General features: G+C 56.3%; 16 protein-coding genes and 1 pseudogene. 12 read left to right on the forward strand and 5 right to left on the reverse strand.

Going from position 1 to position 16,089, the window contains the following annotated elements:
- Positions 1 to 307: pseudogene (locus AB1E33_RS27165) on the forward strand (IS5/IS1182 family transposase); the annotation flags it as partial.
- A gap of 212 nt (positions 308 to 519) precedes the next feature.
- On the opposite strand, the gene AB1E33_RS27170 reads toward AB1E33_RS27165, so the two are convergent.
- Positions 520 to 1,275 carry a sulfite exporter TauE/SafE family protein gene (locus tag AB1E33_RS27170; RefSeq protein WP_372580356.1) on the reverse strand — a complete coding sequence of 252 codons (756 nt, stop codon included), beginning with the start codon at positions 1,273 to 1,275 and terminating at the stop codon, positions 520 to 522.
- A gap of 82 nt (positions 1,276 to 1,357) precedes the next feature.
- Positions 1,358 to 2,578: an MFS transporter gene (locus tag AB1E33_RS27175; RefSeq protein ID WP_372580357.1), complete on the reverse strand. Its 1,221-nt coding sequence runs from the start codon at positions 2,576 to 2,578 to the stop codon at positions 1,358 to 1,360.
- On the opposite strand from AB1E33_RS27175, the gene AB1E33_RS27180 reads away from it, so the two are divergent.
- Positions 2,519 to 3,448 (forward strand): AraC family transcriptional regulator, encoded by a 930-nt coding sequence (locus AB1E33_RS27180; protein ID WP_372580358.1) that lies wholly within the window; start codon positions 2,519 to 2,521, stop codon positions 3,446 to 3,448. The two genes, AB1E33_RS27175 and AB1E33_RS27180, sit on opposite strands and share 60 nt — an antisense overlap.
- Here AB1E33_RS27180 and AB1E33_RS27185 read toward each other — a convergent pair.
- Complete coding sequence (locus AB1E33_RS27185) at positions 3,438 to 4,274, reverse strand: nitroreductase family protein (RefSeq protein ID WP_372580359.1); 837 nt, start codon at positions 4,272 to 4,274, stop codon at positions 3,438 to 3,440. The two genes, AB1E33_RS27180 and AB1E33_RS27185, sit on opposite strands and share 11 nt — an antisense overlap.
- A gap of 216 nt (positions 4,275 to 4,490) precedes the next feature.
- Between AB1E33_RS27185 and AB1E33_RS27190 the strand changes: the two genes are divergently transcribed.
- From AB1E33_RS27190 to AB1E33_RS27220, 7 genes are all read left to right on the forward strand, one after another.
- Positions 4,491 to 5,219, forward strand: coding sequence for a succinate dehydrogenase/fumarate reductase iron-sulfur subunit (locus AB1E33_RS27190; RefSeq protein WP_372580414.1), 729 nt, complete (start codon positions 4,491 to 4,493; stop codon positions 5,217 to 5,219).
- Complete coding sequence (locus AB1E33_RS27195) at positions 5,212 to 5,544, forward strand: succinate dehydrogenase (protein WP_372580360.1); 333 nt, start codon at positions 5,212 to 5,214, stop codon at positions 5,542 to 5,544. Before AB1E33_RS27190 ends, AB1E33_RS27195 begins: the two co-directional genes overlap by 8 nt.
- A complete protein-coding gene (sdhC, locus tag AB1E33_RS27200) occupies positions 5,541 to 5,882 on the forward strand; it encodes a succinate dehydrogenase, cytochrome b556 subunit (protein WP_372580361.1) in 342 nt (113 codons plus the stop codon). Before AB1E33_RS27195 ends, sdhC begins: the two co-directional genes overlap by 4 nt.
- Before the next feature lie 3 nt (positions 5,883 to 5,885).
- The gene (locus AB1E33_RS27205) at positions 5,886 to 7,649 is read left to right on the forward strand and encodes an L-aspartate oxidase (protein WP_372580362.1); all 1,764 of its coding nucleotides are present in this window, start codon (positions 5,886 to 5,888) and stop codon (positions 7,647 to 7,649) included.
- Positions 7,646 to 8,605, forward strand: coding sequence for a fumarate hydratase (locus AB1E33_RS27210; protein WP_372580363.1), 960 nt, complete (start codon positions 7,646 to 7,648; stop codon positions 8,603 to 8,605). The genes AB1E33_RS27205 and AB1E33_RS27210 overlap by 4 nt, the downstream gene beginning before the upstream one ends.
- Positions 8,602 to 9,270 (forward strand): fumarate hydratase C-terminal domain-containing protein, encoded by a 669-nt coding sequence (locus tag AB1E33_RS27215; protein WP_372580364.1) that lies wholly within the window; start codon positions 8,602 to 8,604, stop codon positions 9,268 to 9,270. The genes AB1E33_RS27210 and AB1E33_RS27215 overlap by 4 nt, the downstream gene beginning before the upstream one ends.
- Before the next feature lie 76 nt (positions 9,271 to 9,346).
- Positions 9,347 to 10,984 (forward strand): thiamine pyrophosphate-binding protein, encoded by a 1,638-nt coding sequence (locus AB1E33_RS27220; protein ID WP_372580365.1) that lies wholly within the window; start codon positions 9,347 to 9,349, stop codon positions 10,982 to 10,984.
- A gap of 19 nt (positions 10,985 to 11,003) precedes the next feature.
- Here the strand turns inward: AB1E33_RS27220 and AB1E33_RS27225 are convergent, their stop codons facing one another.
- Together AB1E33_RS27225 and AB1E33_RS27230 are read right to left on the reverse strand one after the other, a co-directional pair.
- Positions 11,004 to 11,747 (reverse strand): sulfite exporter TauE/SafE family protein, encoded by a 744-nt coding sequence (locus tag AB1E33_RS27225; protein ID WP_372580366.1) that lies wholly within the window; start codon positions 11,745 to 11,747, stop codon positions 11,004 to 11,006.
- Between the two features lie 4 nt (positions 11,748 to 11,751).
- Positions 11,752 to 12,645 carry a LysR family transcriptional regulator gene (locus tag AB1E33_RS27230; protein ID WP_372580367.1) on the reverse strand — a complete coding sequence of 298 codons (894 nt, stop codon included), beginning with the start codon at positions 12,643 to 12,645 and terminating at the stop codon, positions 11,752 to 11,754.
- Between the two features lie 160 nt (positions 12,646 to 12,805).
- Between AB1E33_RS27230 and AB1E33_RS27235 the strand changes: the two genes are divergently transcribed.
- From AB1E33_RS27235 to AB1E33_RS27245, 3 genes are all read left to right on the forward strand, one after another.
- Positions 12,806 to 13,777: a Bug family tripartite tricarboxylate transporter substrate binding protein gene (locus AB1E33_RS27235; RefSeq protein ID WP_372580368.1), complete on the forward strand. Its 972-nt coding sequence runs from the start codon at positions 12,806 to 12,808 to the stop codon at positions 13,775 to 13,777.
- A gap of 72 nt (positions 13,778 to 13,849) precedes the next feature.
- On the forward strand, positions 13,850 to 14,341 hold the full coding sequence (locus AB1E33_RS27240) for a tripartite tricarboxylate transporter TctB family protein (protein WP_372580369.1): 492 nt from the start codon (positions 13,850 to 13,852) through the stop codon (positions 14,339 to 14,341).
- Positions 14,338 to 15,861, forward strand: coding sequence for a tripartite tricarboxylate transporter permease (locus tag AB1E33_RS27245; RefSeq protein WP_372580370.1), 1,524 nt, complete (start codon positions 14,338 to 14,340; stop codon positions 15,859 to 15,861). Before AB1E33_RS27240 ends, AB1E33_RS27245 begins: the two co-directional genes overlap by 4 nt.
- Positions 15,862 to 16,089 lie beyond the last annotated feature (228 nt).

Below are 16,089 nucleotides of genomic sequence, written 5' to 3' on the forward strand. Positions count from 1 at the left end.
CTCGTGGCGCCCATGCCGTCATTCCGCCGCGAAAAATGCCAAACCCTGGAAGCCCACTAGCGCCGGGGCCGTCGCCCGAAATGAGGCAGTGCGAGCGACAAAATACTTGGGCCGCGCCCTGTGGCGAAGATTGACCGGGTATCACCGCTGAAGCCGCGTCGATACGAAGATGCATTGCGTGAAGCTGATGGGCCAAAGCCTTATGGCGAGGGACTTCGACCGGCAGGTCGCGGACCTCCAAATCCGCGTCACATTCCTCAACCGCTACACCGCCCACGGAGTACTTGTCACAGAGGCCGTAGGATAAATCCGTCCGGGGATAGGCGAAGCACGTTCTTCACCGGATTTGTACAACAAAGCTGACTGGCGTTTGAAAATCAGGGTGACCAGATGCCAGCTTACTTGCAAGCGCTATGCGCGCGAAAAAGATCGTGCCAGACGCCCCTCTGCTGGAACGAAACGCCGCCCGCCCGAAGACCTGCGCCAGCGTTTGAAATATTGGGCCGAAATAGCGGTTCATCACATCAGAGCGCGTCTGATCATATTCAAACCCATCAGGAGAAACACAAAGAGAAACAGTCTGCGGAAGGTTTGTTGATCGATGCGCGCCCTGAGCATTTCGCCCAGCTGATATCCGATGAAGGTCGGCACAAGCAGAAAGGTTGATAGGGCAAGCATTTCGGCATCCGTCAGATTCTGCGCGATGTACCCGCCTGCCAACGGCAGGCTTCCGAAAAAAATCAACAGGCCGGTGGCGCGCACAAACTCCTGCTTCTCGACGCGGCGGGCCGACAAATAGATCACCATGGGCGGCGCCCAAACTGCCGTCAGGCCGCCCATGACGCCCGCAATCGCGCCCAGAATGATCTGTGTTTGGGGGGCAAGGCGTTCCGAGACATAGGGCACCCAGTTGGCGGTGCTGAACAGGACGAACACGACCACAACAAATCCCAGGATCGCCAGAAGCGTCTGTTCGGAAACACTGTGTGTAAGGTTGATCGTCAACCAGACGCCGATGACCAAAGCGGCAATAAACGGCAGGTATCGGACGAGCGCCGCTCTGATTTCTCCCGAACGATAAACCTGCCAGGCGTTCGAGACAATCATGGGAACCAGAATGAGAGCGATGGCATGTCTGGGTGTCGTTGAAAATGTCAGGATTCCCAAAGCCGTCGTCGGCAGGCCAAGACCGATAGTACCTTTGACTGCGCCAGCCAACAGAAGTGCCAGAACGGGAACGATCAAAACCGTCAGGTCGTTTGCCAACGAGGTCATGCGGTCGACATTTAGCAGGTGGTCGAGTGTTGTCCACCGCGCGGATATGCGGCGTGTTCAATGCTCATGTTCAACAGTCGTGTTACGTGGTCGTGGAAATCCGTTTGGATTTGGCGTCCGTAGGCAGAAGGCTAACGACAGCAAAAACGGCAGCAGCCGTTGCCGCCAGTATCCAGAACAGCCTGTCAAAGCCCCAGTGCGCGTGGATCCAGGCAATCAGCGGCAAAGACAGCGCCAAAACCGAAAACGACACCACATAGCGAACGCCGTATACACGCGCCCGATACGGCCCGGTTGCAAGTTGTCCGATCAAGAAATCGTTGATCGGGATCTGACCGAACACGCCCAGCATGAATCCCAGCGCCACCGCGTATGCGGCCCATCCCTCAAGCCCGGGCATGATCAGAAACAGAACGCATTGGAATGCCGCCACCGCCTGAAACACAATGCGGGTCTGGAACCTGTCCAGCGAGAGGCCGACCAAAAGCTGCGCCAGCGAAGCGCAGGCAAAAACCAGAAATGTAAGCCCTCCAATCACTGCGGCGGCCTCTGCTCCCAGATGCCCAGCCAGTCCCCTTGAAATTGCGTCAAGCCGTTCGTCGAAAACCTTGGGCAGCGCAAAGGTGGTTGATTGAAAGGTGATGCTGCCGAGCGCAGCTGAAACGAAGATAATGGCCGACACTCGCTTGATATGCCTGACAAATACGCCGGCGGTCTTGCGCGCGCTGGTTGCGGTTGGCGTGATGTTCGAGACCGCCGCCGCGACCCTCAGGTACAGCAGCCCGGTCAGGATCGCGAAGACTCCGGGCAGGATAAACGCTGCGCGCCAGTTCACGGTCGAGATCAGAATCCCTGTCAGCAGCGCCGCGCCGCCGACGCCTAGATTTCCCCAAACACCGTTTACCGCGATGCGCATACCGATGTTTTTCCATCGTAAGGTCACGATGGCCAACCCGACCGGATGGTAGATCGCGCCAAAGAGGCCGACCAGCAACAGGCCCACGCTGATTTGGACCGGAGATTGCGCAAGCCCGCACAGGATGGACGAAACGCCAATTCCGAAGAAGAACAGGCACATCATCCCGTCGCGGCTCCATTTGTCGGCCAGCCAGCCCGCAGGTAACGCGCCCACGCCAAAGGCGATAAAGCCGGGCGTGGCGTAGGGGATCAGTTGCGCATAGCTCATCTGCCACTCTCCGGCCAAGGCCAGCGCGGCGGCCGTTGCGAAGATCAGCATGAAGAAGTGATCGAGAAAGTGACCAACGTTCAAAAGCAGAAAATAGGAACGGTTGGTTCCCGTCATTGCGACATCTCCTTGACGGGAACTATGCTTGTTACCAAAAATCTATGTCAGGACAAAAACTGTAGAAAAATGGACAAAGTTACTTCCAACCTTCGCAGCACCGATGCCCGCGATTTTCAGCATGTGTCGCCGCGCGTTTCGGCTATGGCCAAGGACATTCCCGACGGGCACGTGATCGCCGGGCATTGTCATCCGCGTGATCAGCTGTTGTTTGCAGTAGCTGGCGTCATGCGGGTAGAGACCGCGCGAAACGCCTGGATCGTGCCTCCGGATCGCGCGCTTTTTCTGCCCGCAGAGGAAATGCACGCGGTCGAGGCGCGCGGAAATCTGAAAATGCGGACCCTGTACATCACCCACGATGCGGATTCGGAACAGCAGGTCAAGGTTCTGCGGGTAACGCCGCTGATGCGCGAGTTGATTTTGGCCCTAATCCAAAATCCGGTGGATTACTCCGGCAATTCCCGGGCCGAGCGGATCGCCGATCTGATCCGGCTGGAGATGGAAGCCGCCGAAAGCCTACCCGCGAACATCCCCCTGCCCAGTGATCCGCGCCTTCAGAATCTTTGCGCCCGCGTTCTGAGGGATCCGTCGGACGTGTTGTCCATGGATCTATTTGCGGCTGGTACCGGTGCGTCGACAAAGACCTTGGCCAGACTGTGCCAGTCCGAACTAGGAATGACCTTTGGCGCATGGCGTCGGCGCGTAAGATTTGCCGCCGCTGCGGAACGTCTGGAACAGGGCGTGCCGATCAAGATCGTAGCCCGCGATGCCGGATATCGAAGCAGCAGCGCGTTTGCCTATGCGTTCCGTCAGTATTTCGGACTGACCCCGTCAGAGTTTCGTTCCGGGTTAACAGTGGTCAGAATTTGAAGCCCTTCGAGCGGATGAATCCCCCGAAACCAGCCCTTTCGGACATGCTGTATTGGCGGGCTTTGTCCAGGCTCCAGCCATAGGTGTCGGTTTTTCCATAGTCATCTGACAGGCGCTGGTGCGTGTAGGGTTGTTCCGCCTCCCGCCGTCGGTCGTAGTCCTGTACTTTGTCCCGCAGGCCGTCTTCGCAATACCGGTCGGTGTGCACGGTCAGTGGCAGCGGCAACCTGCGGCTGTTGGTCCGCGAGCCCGGCATAGGGTATCCAAGGGCAAGTCCCGCAAAGGGGAAAACATGATCGGGTAGCGCAAGAAGATCGCTTACTGTCGCCGCCTGATCGCGAAAGGCGCTGATCGGGCAGCAGCCAAATCCCAGCGCCTCGGCTGCGGCGACAAAGGCGGACAGCGCGATGGCCGCGTCAGCGGTGGCGTTAAAGAAGGCATCCAGATGATCATTGGCAAACTCAAACCCGTGCCAGTCATGCAGCAAGCGCTGCCGTCGATTGTTGCCGCAGAAGATCAGCAAATGGGGGATATCCTTTGTCCAGCCCTGATGCCGGACCACCGACAACAGGTCGGATCTGAGCGCCGGGTCTTCGATGACGATGATGTCGCGTTGCTGAAGATCGCTTTTGGTTGGCGCGGCCATGGCTGTGGCGCACAGGATGTTGATCACTTCGGACGGAATCGTGTCGGAGATAAAACTGCGGCATGATCCCCGGTCAGCCAGCGCCAAAAGCGGAGACAGGTCCACCGGTGCGGTTGTTGGCGTAATGTCGACACCGAATTTGATCTTCAGGGCCTGTAGAACGTTTTGATTTCGGTTCATGGTTTCTGATTGTTCTGGTTGAGGTGGCGTTTCCGGCGATTGCGTCGGTCACATGGATTGTAGCGTAAACGATCCATTCCGCATCAGGGATTTGTCAGGCTTAATAGTAAGCGGAACTTAACCATGAGATTAGAATTTATCTCTTTCAGTTAGAAAAACTCATGATGTAAAGAATGTGTCGAGCTAGTTTGAATCCAAGAGGCAACATTGGAACAAGTGGAACAAAAGCTTCTGGAGGTGACCATAAGACGTGGTGGCCCGGATGAAAGCAAGGACGAGGTTTTTAGAGTTCCCGCTCAGGAAAATCAGACAATCCTTGATGTTGTTTCATGGATTCAGCAATACAGCGACCCGACATTGACCTATCGGTTTGCCTGTCGCGTGGGCATGTGCGGCAGTTGTGCGATGATGGTCAATGGTGAGCCGCGCTGGACTTGTCGGACCCATGTGAAAAAGGTTCTGGACGGTGACAAGGTTCATATCGCGCCTTTGCGCAACTTGCCTGTGATCAAGGATCTGGCTGTCGATATGGACCCGTTCTTTGACAAATGGGTCGCAGCGGAAGGCAAACATCATCCAACCCAGACCCGCAATGACCCGATCCAGCAGATCGACCCTGAAAGTGCCGAACGATCCGAGGCGAATGCCGGGATCGAATGTATTAACTGCTCTGTCTGCTATGCGGCTTGCGATACAGTTGCGGGAAGTCCCGATTATCTGGGTCCGGCGGCACTGCAACGGGCCTGGACGTTGTTCAACGACACCAAGAACGAGAACCAACAGGCGATACTGGACGCCGTCTCCGGCACCGGGGGATGCCACAACTGCCATTCGATGGGCAGTTGCACGCATTACTGCCCGAATGAACTGAACCCGCTTGCGGCGATCGCCGGGTTAAAACGCGAGACCGCCAGTTCCTTTTTCAAGAGGCGCAAGAATGCTTGATCTGAGACTTTACTTGGCGCAGCGGATCAGCGCGATGGTCATGGTACCCTTGGTTCTGGGGCATATCGCCGTGATGATCTATGCCATTCAGGGCGGGTTGAGTACGGCTGAAATCCTGTCGCGCACACAAGGGTCCGTGTTCTGGTTCCTGTTCTATGGTATTTTTGTGATTGCAGTGTCGATACATGCGGCCATCGGTTTGCGGGTCGTTGCGCATGAGTGGTTTCGGATGTCCGGCTTCTGGCTGCATGCGCTGACCTGGTCTGTCTGTCTTGTGCTATTGTTCATGGGGGCGCGTGCCGTATCGGCCGTGACGATGTTGTGAAACGTCCGCCGCGTTCGCACCCGCTGTGGCTGGCCTTTGTCGTGCATCGTTTGTCTGGCGTTGCACTCGCCCTGTTTCTGCCCGCACATTTCTGGGTGCTGTCGATGGCACTGACCCAGCCCGAGCGATTGGACGGGTTTTTGCAGTTTGCGGAGAACCCGATGGTGAAACTGGCTGAGTTCGGTCTTGTGTTCCTACTGTCGGTTCACATTTTCGGCGGGCTGCGTTTGCTGGCGCTGGAGTTTCTGCCTTGGAGCAACCGGCAAAAAACATTGGCCGCGGGCGCGGTCTGCCTATCCCTTTTCGTGTCTGGAACCTTCTTTCTGCAAGCGATATGAGCCATGCCCCTGAAATCCAATATTGACAGACATGACACCGATATCTTGATCCTCGGCACCGGCGGAGCGGGCTTGTTTGCTGCTTTGCACGCTCAGCAATCTGCCCCGGCGGGCACAAAAATCACCATTGCGGTCAAGGGTTTGATCGGCAAATGCGGGTGCACCCGCATGGTGCAGGGCGGCTATAACGTGGCGCTTGGCGGCGGTGATACGGTCGAGCGGCATTTCATGGACACGATCCAGGGCGGCAAATGGCTGCCCAATCAGGACATGGCCTGGCGTTTGTGCGAGCAGGCCGTAGTCCGGGTGCGCGAACTAGAGAACGAGGTCGGCTGTTTCTTTGACCGCAACCCGGATGGAACGCTGCACCAAAAGGCCTTTGCCGGGCAGACTGCGGATCGAACTGTGCACAAGGGCGACCTGACCGGGATCGAGATCATCAACCGCCTTATGGAGCAGGTGCTTTCGCGCCCCATCGAAAAGTTGCAGGAACACCGGGCCATCGGGTTAATTCCGACAAAGGATGGCTCGGCGCTGGCCGGCGTGCTGACGATCGACATGCGCACCGGCAATTTCCGATTTGTGCGGGCCAAGACGGTGTTGATGGCAACTGGCGGCGGTCCGACCATGTACAAATACCACACGCCCTCGGGCGATAAGACAATGGACGGGCTGGCCATGGCTCTGCGCGCGGGGTTGCCCCTGCGCGACATGGAGATGGTGCAGTTTCATCCTACGGGCCTGCTGGCGGGCGATCACACCCGCATGACCGGAACCGTTCTGGAAGAAGGGCTGCGCGGGGCGGGGGGGCAGTTGATCAGCCACTCGGGTCAGAGGTTCATGTTTGACTATGACGGTCGTGGCGAACGCGCCACCCGCGACGTGGTCAGTCGTGGCATCTATGCCGAAATGCGCAAGAACAATAACCCCGAACAAGAAGGCGTGTTCATCTCGATGGCCCACCTGGGACCTGACAATGTGCGCAAAAAGTTCAAGGGCATGGTCAATCGCTGCGCCGACAGCGGTTTTGATCTGGCCGCCGGCAAAGTCGAGGTGGTGCCAACCGCGCATTATTTCATGGGCGGCGTGATTGTTGATGTCGACACGCGGACCGCGCTGGAAGGTCTCTATGTTGCGGGCGAGGATGCGGGCGGGGCGCATGGGTCGAACCGGCTGGGTGGCAACGGGGTCGCCAACTCTACCGTTTATGGCGGGATTGCGGGGGACACTATGGGGATGGATATCCGCAAGATGGAGGCTCTGCGTGATCCGGACGAGGATGTTCTGAGCTCCGAGATCGATCGCGCGCGCCACCCGTTAACAAAGCCGCCTGCGCTGGTTCAGCCGCTGCGGCAGAAACTGCAAGAAGTAATGTGGGACGACGTGGGCGTAATGCGCAACGAGATCGGGATGGAGCGCGGCCTGAAGCGGATCGCCGAAATTTCCGACGAGTTGACGGAGATCGGCGTCGCCCCCGACAACCTGGCCTTTAACTTGACCTGGCATGACTGGCTGAATATGCGCTCGCTTTGTGATATATCCGAGGCAATCACCAAAGCCGGTCTGTCACGCGAAAACTCGCGCGGGGCGCATTTCCGCGAAGATTTCCCCGGACCCGGTGATATGGACGCGTCCAATTACACCGTGGCCAGACAGAGCGAAGGCGTGGTCGAGGTCACGCGAGAGTCAGTTGATTTTTCCATCGTTCGTCCGGGCGAGACAATCCTGCCCGAAGACGAACCCGAAACCCTGGTAGCGCAACAATGATAGCCATCGATCTGATACAGAAGACAGCTGAGCAACTCATGGACAAAGCCGCCATCGAGATCCCCGAGGATTACCTGACCGGCCTGCAAGAGGCCGCCAGAACCGAGGATGGCGACTTGTCGTCTTTTGTGTTGCAGGCCATGCTGGATAACTATGAGGCCGCCAAGGAAGACCGCCGCGCCATGTGCGGTGATACCGGCGTGCCCCGCTGGTTCGTCAAAATGGGTAATGAGGCACGGGTCGAAGGTGGCATGACCGCCCTTGAGACTGCGTTGCGCCGCGCCACGGCGAACCGCACCAACGGCGTGCCGCTGCGCCCCAACCGGGTGCATCCGCTATGGCGAACCGATCACAACAACAATGTCGGCATTGGAGCGCCTGAAATCGAATACGGATTTGAACCCGAAGGCGACTGGATCGACCTGATCACGGTGCACAAAGGCGGTTTGTTCGGAACCGATTACCGGATGCTGTTTCCAAGCGACGGGATCGAGGGGATCAAACGGTTCTACCTTGATTGCCTTGTCGCATTCGGTAAACGCGGTCTGGCCTGTCAGCCCGCGATCATCGGCATCGGGCTGGGCGGGTCTAAGGACACTTGCATGGTGCTGGGCAAACGCGCCGCAACTTTACGCACAGTGGGCAGCCGCAATTCCGACTCCAATATCGCCGCGCTGGAAGATGAGTTCAAAGAACTGGGGAATTCTATTGGCATGGGCGCGATGGGATTTGTCGGCAAGAATATGGTGATCGACTGCAATATCGAGGTGGGCTATTGCCACACCGGCGGGATGCAAATGTCGGTCCATGCGTTCTGCCTGTCGTCACGCCGGGCGGTGGCCCGCATCTGGCCGGATGGCCGGGTCGAGTATCGCACCGACCCCGATTGGTTCACCCCATATCAGCGCCGCGAAACGGTCGACTGGGCACCGGAAGAACTGGAGGCCACGGCATGAAACCGCGTGAAGTCCGCCTGTCCACCACCCCCACTGCAGAAGACCTCGCCGCGATGCGGCTTGGCGATATCGTCTATCTCGACGGTCTGCTCTATACCGCCCGCGAAGGCGTCTATATGCGCGCGCTTGAGGACAAGGCCAACATCCCAATGGAACTGCCCTCGGCATCAGCCACGAATTTTCACTGTTCCCCGGCCGCCACGATCCGGGCCGATGGCAGTTTTGACATGGGTGCGGTGACGGCCACCGCTTCGTTCCGGTTTGCCAAATGGTTGCCCGAATGGATGGCCAAGACAGGCGCGAAGATTATCATCGGCAAGGGCGGCATGTCCTCTAAGGACTACAAGGAATACTTCGTGCCCAACGGCGCGATCTATCTGTCGACCGTAGGCTACGGTACCGGCGCGCTTCTGGGCCGGGGCGTTGAAAGTGTCGAAGCGGTACACTGGAACGAAGAGCTGGGCCTGGCTCAGGCGATGTGGGTGATCAAGTGCAACAAAATGGGGCCCTTTATCGTTGCTTCGGATCTTGACGGCAATTGTCTGTTCGAACGCGAAAACGAGAAGATTAGTGAAAATTTGCATCACGTCTACGAGGGCACCAGACCGGCGGTCTTGAAACGATTTGGTGAAACAGACGACCGCAAGGACGAATTGATCGGTTAAGGCCCGCACATTCAGGCTCAAGTCGAATCAGATCGACGATCAATACATCTGGCGATGACCCGTTACGGAGAGAGAGATGCAGATCAACGAGCGCAGTGATATAGAGCCAAGTGAAGCTGGCGCCAGTTTGATGCGTGGTGCGGATGCTCTTGTGGACACGCTTGTTCAATATGGCGTGGATACGATATTTGCGCTGAGTGGTAACCAGATCATGCCGATTTTCGATGCCTGCTTTGGTAAGCCCATCCGGTTGATTCATACCCGCCACGAAGCCGCAACCGGTTTCATGGCCGAGGCCTATGCGCAAATCACTGGGCAGGTGGGTGTTGCGCTTGTTACGGCTGGTGGCGGGCTGACAAATGCCATCACTCCCTTGTTCTCGGCGCGGGCGTCGCAAACTCCATTGTTGCTGATTTCCGGTGACAGCCCCACTTCGCAGGATGGGACTGGGTCATTTCAGGAAATGGACCAAATCGAAGTCACGAGGTCTTTGACCAAAGCCTCTTACAGGGCGACTAGCCCAGATCAGTTGCGGTGTTTGGTTCGAACCGCATTGGACACGGCCAGATCGGGGGTGCCGGGGCCGGTCCATTTAGCCGTTCCCGAAGATTGCGCACGGGGTGATTCCGGTCAAGAACCGCTTTCCAATCTGTATAAAACGGCATTGGAATCTCCTGACCTGTCCAATCTGACACAAAGACTAGCGCAAGCTGAGACTCCACTGATTCTGCTGGGACCAGCATGGTCCAGCGCACGCGATCCAGAGTTTGCGATTGCGTTAGAGCGCGCACTGAACGTGCCGGTTCTATCGTTGGAAAGCCCCAGAGGATTGGCTGATCCCGCACTCGGTCGTTGGAAAAGACTAGCGCAGGAATGTGATCTGGTCATATCACTGGGTAAACCTGTCGATTTCACACTTCAGTTCGGGGATACGCCAACGTGGCCAAATGCATCTTGGTTTTTCGTCTCGCCAGACCCGCAAGAAAGACAGCGCGCGAAATTAAATCTTGGGGACCGATTGGTCGGATGCCTGAGTGCCGATCCCCGTGAATTTCGGCGGGCGCTAATTGAACAGATCCCCGTTAGCCCAGCCAGCGCGATCGACTGGCTTTCGTACTCGCGTAAAACAATCCAAAGTCGCCCAATGGCACCCGTTGCGAATGGAAAGTTAACCTCGGCCAGCCTCTGTTCGGCAGTAGAGCATCAGATCTCAAATTCAGAGCAAAGCATTGTTATTTGCGATGGAGGAGAATTTGGGCAATGGGCGCAGACGATTGCGAGTGGGCAACGGCGAATCATCAACGGTGTTTCCGGAGTGATCGGTGGTGGGCTTTGTTATGCGCTTGGCGCTCGCGCCGCAGCGCCTAAGGCAGATATCTTTTCTCTGATGGGCGATGGGACCGCGGGGTTTCATCTGACCGAATTCGAAACCGCAATCCGCGAAGATCTGCCTTTTGTCGCTATCATCGGAAACGACCAGCGTTGGAATGCTGAACACCTAATTCAGATGCGCAACTTTGGTGCCGACAGGTTGCACAATTGCGCTTTGTCCCCGGCCAGGTATGACGTTGCCGTTGCGGGACTCGGCGGATTTGGTGCCCATGTTACAACTGGTACGGAACTGAATGCAGCTTTGTCCGAGGCAATGGCCTGCGGGCGCGCTGCCTGCATCAATGTTGAAATTGACGGGGCACCAGCACCCGAATTTGGTTAAAATTCTTGCTTGTTTGAGATCAGTACAACTCTCGTATTAATAGTATTATCCCGGACACAAAGCACAAACCGATCAACAACCGCTGAAACGTCACATCAGGAACTCGCTTGAAAATGGCGATTCCGATTTGTGCGGAGGCTAGTGCGACCGGGATTGCAATCATTGCGAAACGTAGTGTTTCCGGCGTGTAAGCGCCGCGCAGCGCAAGTAGGCCAGCACTGAGCGTTAGCACGCAGACATTGAAGGGCTGCAAAACAGCGCGGGTTTCCGCTTTGGGCCATGACCGCATCGAGCACCACATCGTCGGTAGCGCACCGGAAAGCGATGCAAGACCGCCTAGGATGCCACCAAGAAAGCCAACCGCGGCGTCAACGATGGGAGTTGGCCGATCAAAACTTGGCAGGCTGCGGCGCATCGAGAAATATCCCCCATAAATCAGCAGGAACCCGGCGATCACCAGTTTGAGAGTCGACACGTCGACATACCGTAGCCCCTGCACGCCCAGGGGAATGCCTATAATCGCGGGGCCAAGGAATCGCATCAGCCGTCTGGGATTGTCAAAAATGGCTTGCCGAACCACCCAAAGCCCTTGCAACCCGGTCAGGACCGACAGCAACAGCACGAGCGCAACGGCTTGGACTGGCGGAAGAAGGCTCAAGAAGAATCCTAGCGCAAAAAGCGAAGTTCCAAATCCGGCAAGACCGTTGATGAACCCACCCGCCGCAGCGCCTGCGGCAATTATCGCCATGTTGTTGAAGTCCATATTTCTAGTTCCGCGCCATATCAGTGATGTCCAACCGCCCGATTGATACGGCTTCCAGGATGATGTTGTGCAGAATTTCGAGGATTCGCGTTTTGGGATTGTCCATTCTGTAGACCAGTACGAGTTGCCGCGATGGCGCATCATCCCCCAGGTCAATACGCTTTACAGGCATCGGATTGGGGCTGCGTACACAGGTCTTTGGGACGATGGAAACTCCAAGATTGGCAGCCACCATGCTTGAAATCGCTTCGAGGCTTTCAAGTTCCATGGTTTCTTCGACACGCAGATTTTTTGCCTGTAGCCAATCCTCGATCAATTGTCCCACAACAGCGTTGCGGTTGAATCTGATGAACGGATTATTGGTCAGCAGCTCATATGGATCGTCGCTGTCTACTCCGGGCGACGCAAGCAATTGCATCGGTTCATCAACCAGAAACTTCGCTGAAATCGTGCCTGGCAGAGACACCGGGCGAGAAATAATAGCAGCATCGAGCCGGCCTCTTTCGATTTCGGTCAGCAACGGCAGCGTCAATCCTGGATCCACACGCAGATGCAGCGTGTTGAACCGCTTTTTCAAAAGGTTGATAACCAACGGCGTCAATCCGGTTAAACTTGTAGGGATCGCCCCAAACGAAATTTCGCCACGCAACCCTTCGTCCCCCAACACCGAAGGAACAATGTCATCATATGCTTGGACGACTTCCTTGGCTTTTTCGACGATTGCCCTGCCAACCGGTGTAAGCTCGGGCGTTCGGTTTGATCTGTCAAACAGCGCGACATTCCAAGCGTCTTCGAGCGCACGCATTTGTTGGCTGACCGCCGCATGAGTGACAAAAACCTCATCGGCGGCAGCACTGAAGGTTCGGTTTTTTTCCACCGCGATGAGGGTTCGAAGCATTCGGATCGACACTTGGCAGTACTCGCTTTGGTAAGTTTTTTTTACAATTAATGTAATGTGTTTTTGCTTATGTAAAGTTCATCTTAATAGTAAGAATGATTGCACCAAACGCAAGCCAATCTCTTCTAAAAAATCCGAACGAGATGCCAGGGAGCAAAAAATGAAACTCAAGAATTTCTTTGCAACGACTGCAGTCAGCGTCCTTGCGACCGCCGCCGCAGCGGAATATCCCGAACGCCCAATCAATATGGTTATCCCCTATGGCGCCGGTGGCGCGACGGATATTTCGGCGCGCACCATCGCCGAACCGCTTGGTCAGGCCGTGGGCAAACCACTGGTCATGGTCAATGTGACGGGCGCTGGCGGCGCAACCGGATCGGTTAACGTTCAGAACGCGACGGCGGATGGCTATACGATGCTGTTTGCCCGCGTCGGGTCGCATTCGGTTAACCCGGCAATGAAAGCCACACTGCCTTACACACTTGACGATTTCCGTTTTGTGACGGTTTACGAAATCAATCCGGTCGCCTGTGCCGTCACCCCTGCTTCGGGGATCGAAGACATGGATGACTTGATCACGAAGGTCAACGAGGGCGGTGTCACCTATTCCTCCTCCGGCGTTGGATCGTTGCTGCACCTGGCGGGCGCCATGGTGCTGAAAGAGTTTGGAGTCGAAGATCCACTGACGCAAGCCACGCATATCCCGCAAAAGGGCGGCGGCGCGGCTGCGACGGCGGTTCTGAATGGCACGGCAACATTCCTGTGCACCAACTCATCGGCTTTGGCGAGCTTTGTGGCCAATGGTCAGCTTATACCCATTCTCGTCACAACTGCCGAGCCGGTGCCCGGCTTCGACGCACCGACGGCCGCGGATCTGGATAAACCCGAACTCCACCAGCTTGTTGGATGGACAGGCATTGCAGGGCCGGATGATTTGCCGGACGACGTCGCAGAGAAATGGGGCGCCTGGATGGCCGAAGCCACGAAAGACGAAGGCTTTGTTGAGCAGATGACCACACGCGGCTCGGTCATTGAATTCATGACACCTGAAGAAGCCAATGAGTTCATCGACACGCAATACAACACATTCCGGAAATTGGTAGACGAGTTGGGAATGCGGATCGAGGGCTAATACCCCTCAGTCTTTCGCTATTCTAAGTGCGTCTGGCGCAACTGCGCCAGACGATCACATCGGAGATGCCCAATGGATGAAAAAGCCTTGCAATTGCGGCTGGGAATCGGGGCTTGCGTTGCCTCGGCCGTGCTGGTTCTGTTTGCGATACCAAACTTTGTCACCGCGCCGAGCAATGTGCTCAATGTTGTCCTCTCACCGTTGTTTTGGCCCTATACCCTGTCTGCGTTGACCGGTGTGGCGGGTTTGGCACTGATCGCGGCCTCCTTGCGTATGCCGAACACAGGCGAGCCGGTGAACGAAGCATCAGATGAACGCGGTGCCGCAATTCTGCGTATGATCGGCATCATTATCATCATGTTGGTATCCCTGTACCTGTTCAAACGTCTGGGTCTGGTCTGGACCTGCGTGCTTGCCTTTCTGGCAACAGCCTTTCTGGTCAAAACACGCCATCCGATTACAGCGATCGTCTGCGCAGTGATCATTCCACTTCTGCTCTATGCGTTTTTCACGCATGTCGCCGGGGTTGCGATCCCCCAGGGTAATTTTGTGAGGCTGCCATGAGTTTCCTCGACAGTCTGGCGGCAGGACTTGCACTTGTCGGCAACCTCGAATCCTTCCTTGCGCTTGCTCTGGGCGTTGCCATCGGCGTCATCGGCGGGGCCATTCCCGGTATGTCCGCGACGATGGCGGTGGCGCTGACGTTGCCGTTTACTTTTTCGATGCAGCCCATCACCGGTATTCTGTTGCTTCTTGGGGTATACAAGGGCGGCATTTTTGGCGGATCGATTCCCGCCATCTTGATCAAGACACCCGGCACTCCGGCGTCGTCCGCCACAATCCTCGATGGATTCCCGATGGCGGAAAAGGGCGAGGCTGGCCGAGCTCTTGGCATGGCGCTTTGGGCCTCTTGTACGGCCGACGTGATTTCAAACCTGTCGCTGATCTTGTTCGCCGGATGGCTCGCGTCATTTGCACTGTCTTTTGGGCCACCCGAGTTCTTCACCCTGATCCTGTTCTCGCTGACCATCATCGCGGGCGTATCCGGCGACAGCTTGTTGCGGGGGGCATTGTCCGCATTGCTGGGCTTAATGCTGGCCACGGTCGGTCTTGACCTTGTTTATGGGACGAACCGGTTCACCTTTGGTGATCCAAACATGATGGGCGGCCTGAATTTTATCGCCGTGTTGATTGGGCTTTTTGCGATCCCCGAAGTGCTGGCAATGGTCTGGAACCCAACGGCACATCTGGGCAACGCCCGAAAGCTGGGCAGCAGTTGGGTGTCTTTTGCGGACTACAAGAAGAGCTTCAAGTCTATTGTCAGAGGCAGTTTCATAGGGGTGTTCCTAGGGTCTATTCCCGGTATCGGTGCGGCACCCGCGGCCTTTTTGAGCTACTCCGAAGCGCGTCGAAAATCCCCCGACAAAGAGAATTTCGGAAAAGGCGAGGTAGAAGGCGTAGCCGCGTCCGAGGCTGGCAATAACGGCGTCGCGGGCGCAACTCTGATCCCGCTGCTAGCGCTTGGTGTGCCAGGCGACGTGATCACAGCCATCATCATCGGTGCCTTCATGATTCACGGGTTGCAGCCCGGTCCGATGATGTTCGTTCTGAACGCAAATATTATCTACGGGTTGTTCATCGGCCTGATCGTAAGCTCGGTGTTTCTGTTCTTCATCGGATCGCTGGCAATTCGCGGGTTCAGGTTTGTCGCGGACATACCCAAACGAATTCTCGTTCCGGCGGTTCTGATCCTGTGCATTTATGGCGTGTTTGCGGTTAACAACAATGTATTCGACATCGGCGTCATGTTTGCCATGGGTTGGGTCGGCTACGGCATGATGCGATGCCGCATTCCGGCTGCACCCTTCCTGATCGCGTTCATTCTGGGTCCATTGCTTGAGGATAATTTCCGTCAGTCAATGCTCATGTCCGGCAGCGATTGGAAAGTGTTGTTCCGTGGACCGATCACTTGGTTCTTTTGGGGCGCGACGGCGCTAACGGTTGTTGCCATCGTTCGTACGAGCGTTCGTGCGATAAAGAACATGAATATAGTGCGATCCTCAGTTGATGTGACAATCGAGTAACGTCTGAGTTGCATTGTTGGCGTTACCTTTGCTCTTTCACCAGCTAGGGATGTGTCGCGAAAAACCCTCATCAAAAGTGGCAGCGAATCCGGTATCAGAACAAACCTGGCCGGCTTCCGCCTGATTGCGAGAACAACACGGCGAAACAACCAATGGCATGGAGGTCCGCTTTTACTGACGCCATTCATCAAGTTCGCACCTGTAGAGAAATGATGCTCCCCAATTGAA

The organism is Ruegeria hyattellae (genome assembly GCF_041537925.1).
GTDB lineage: Bacteria > Pseudomonadota > Alphaproteobacteria > Rhodobacterales > Rhodobacteraceae > Ruegeria_C.

Excerpts from the sequence above, each read along its gene's own strand:
- AB1E33_RS27170 (WP_372580356.1), bottom strand. The coding sequence starts at position 1,275 with ATGACCTCGTTGGCAAACGACCTGACGGTTTTGATCGTTCCCGTTCTG.
- AB1E33_RS27175 (WP_372580357.1), bottom strand. The coding sequence starts at position 2,578 with ATGACGGGAACCAACCGTTCCTATTTTCTGCTTTTGAACGTTGGTCAC.
- AB1E33_RS27185 (WP_372580359.1), bottom strand. The coding sequence starts at position 4,274 with ATGAACCGAAATCAAAACGTTCTACAGGCCCTGAAGATCAAATTCGGT.
- AB1E33_RS27195 (WP_372580360.1), top strand. The coding sequence starts at position 5,212 with ATGCTTGATCTGAGACTTTACTTGGCGCAGCGGATCAGCGCGATGGTC.
- AB1E33_RS27205 (WP_372580362.1), top strand. The coding sequence starts at position 5,886 with ATGCCCCTGAAATCCAATATTGACAGACATGACACCGATATCTTGATC.
- AB1E33_RS27210 (WP_372580363.1), top strand. The coding sequence starts at position 7,646 with ATGATAGCCATCGATCTGATACAGAAGACAGCTGAGCAACTCATGGAC.
- AB1E33_RS27215 (WP_372580364.1), top strand. The coding sequence starts at position 8,602 with ATGAAACCGCGTGAAGTCCGCCTGTCCACCACCCCCACTGCAGAAGAC.
- AB1E33_RS27220 (WP_372580365.1), top strand. The coding sequence starts at position 9,347 with ATGCAGATCAACGAGCGCAGTGATATAGAGCCAAGTGAAGCTGGCGCC.
- AB1E33_RS27225 (WP_372580366.1), bottom strand. The coding sequence starts at position 11,747 with ATGGACTTCAACAACATGGCGATAATTGCCGCAGGCGCTGCGGCGGGT.
- AB1E33_RS27230 (WP_372580367.1), bottom strand. The coding sequence starts at position 12,645 with ATGCTTCGAACCCTCATCGCGGTGGAAAAAAACCGAACCTTCAGTGCT.
- AB1E33_RS27235 (WP_372580368.1), top strand. The coding sequence starts at position 12,806 with ATGAAACTCAAGAATTTCTTTGCAACGACTGCAGTCAGCGTCCTTGCG.
- AB1E33_RS27240 (WP_372580369.1), top strand. The coding sequence starts at position 13,850 with ATGGATGAAAAAGCCTTGCAATTGCGGCTGGGAATCGGGGCTTGCGTT.
- AB1E33_RS27245 (WP_372580370.1), top strand. The coding sequence starts at position 14,338 with ATGAGTTTCCTCGACAGTCTGGCGGCAGGACTTGCACTTGTCGGCAAC.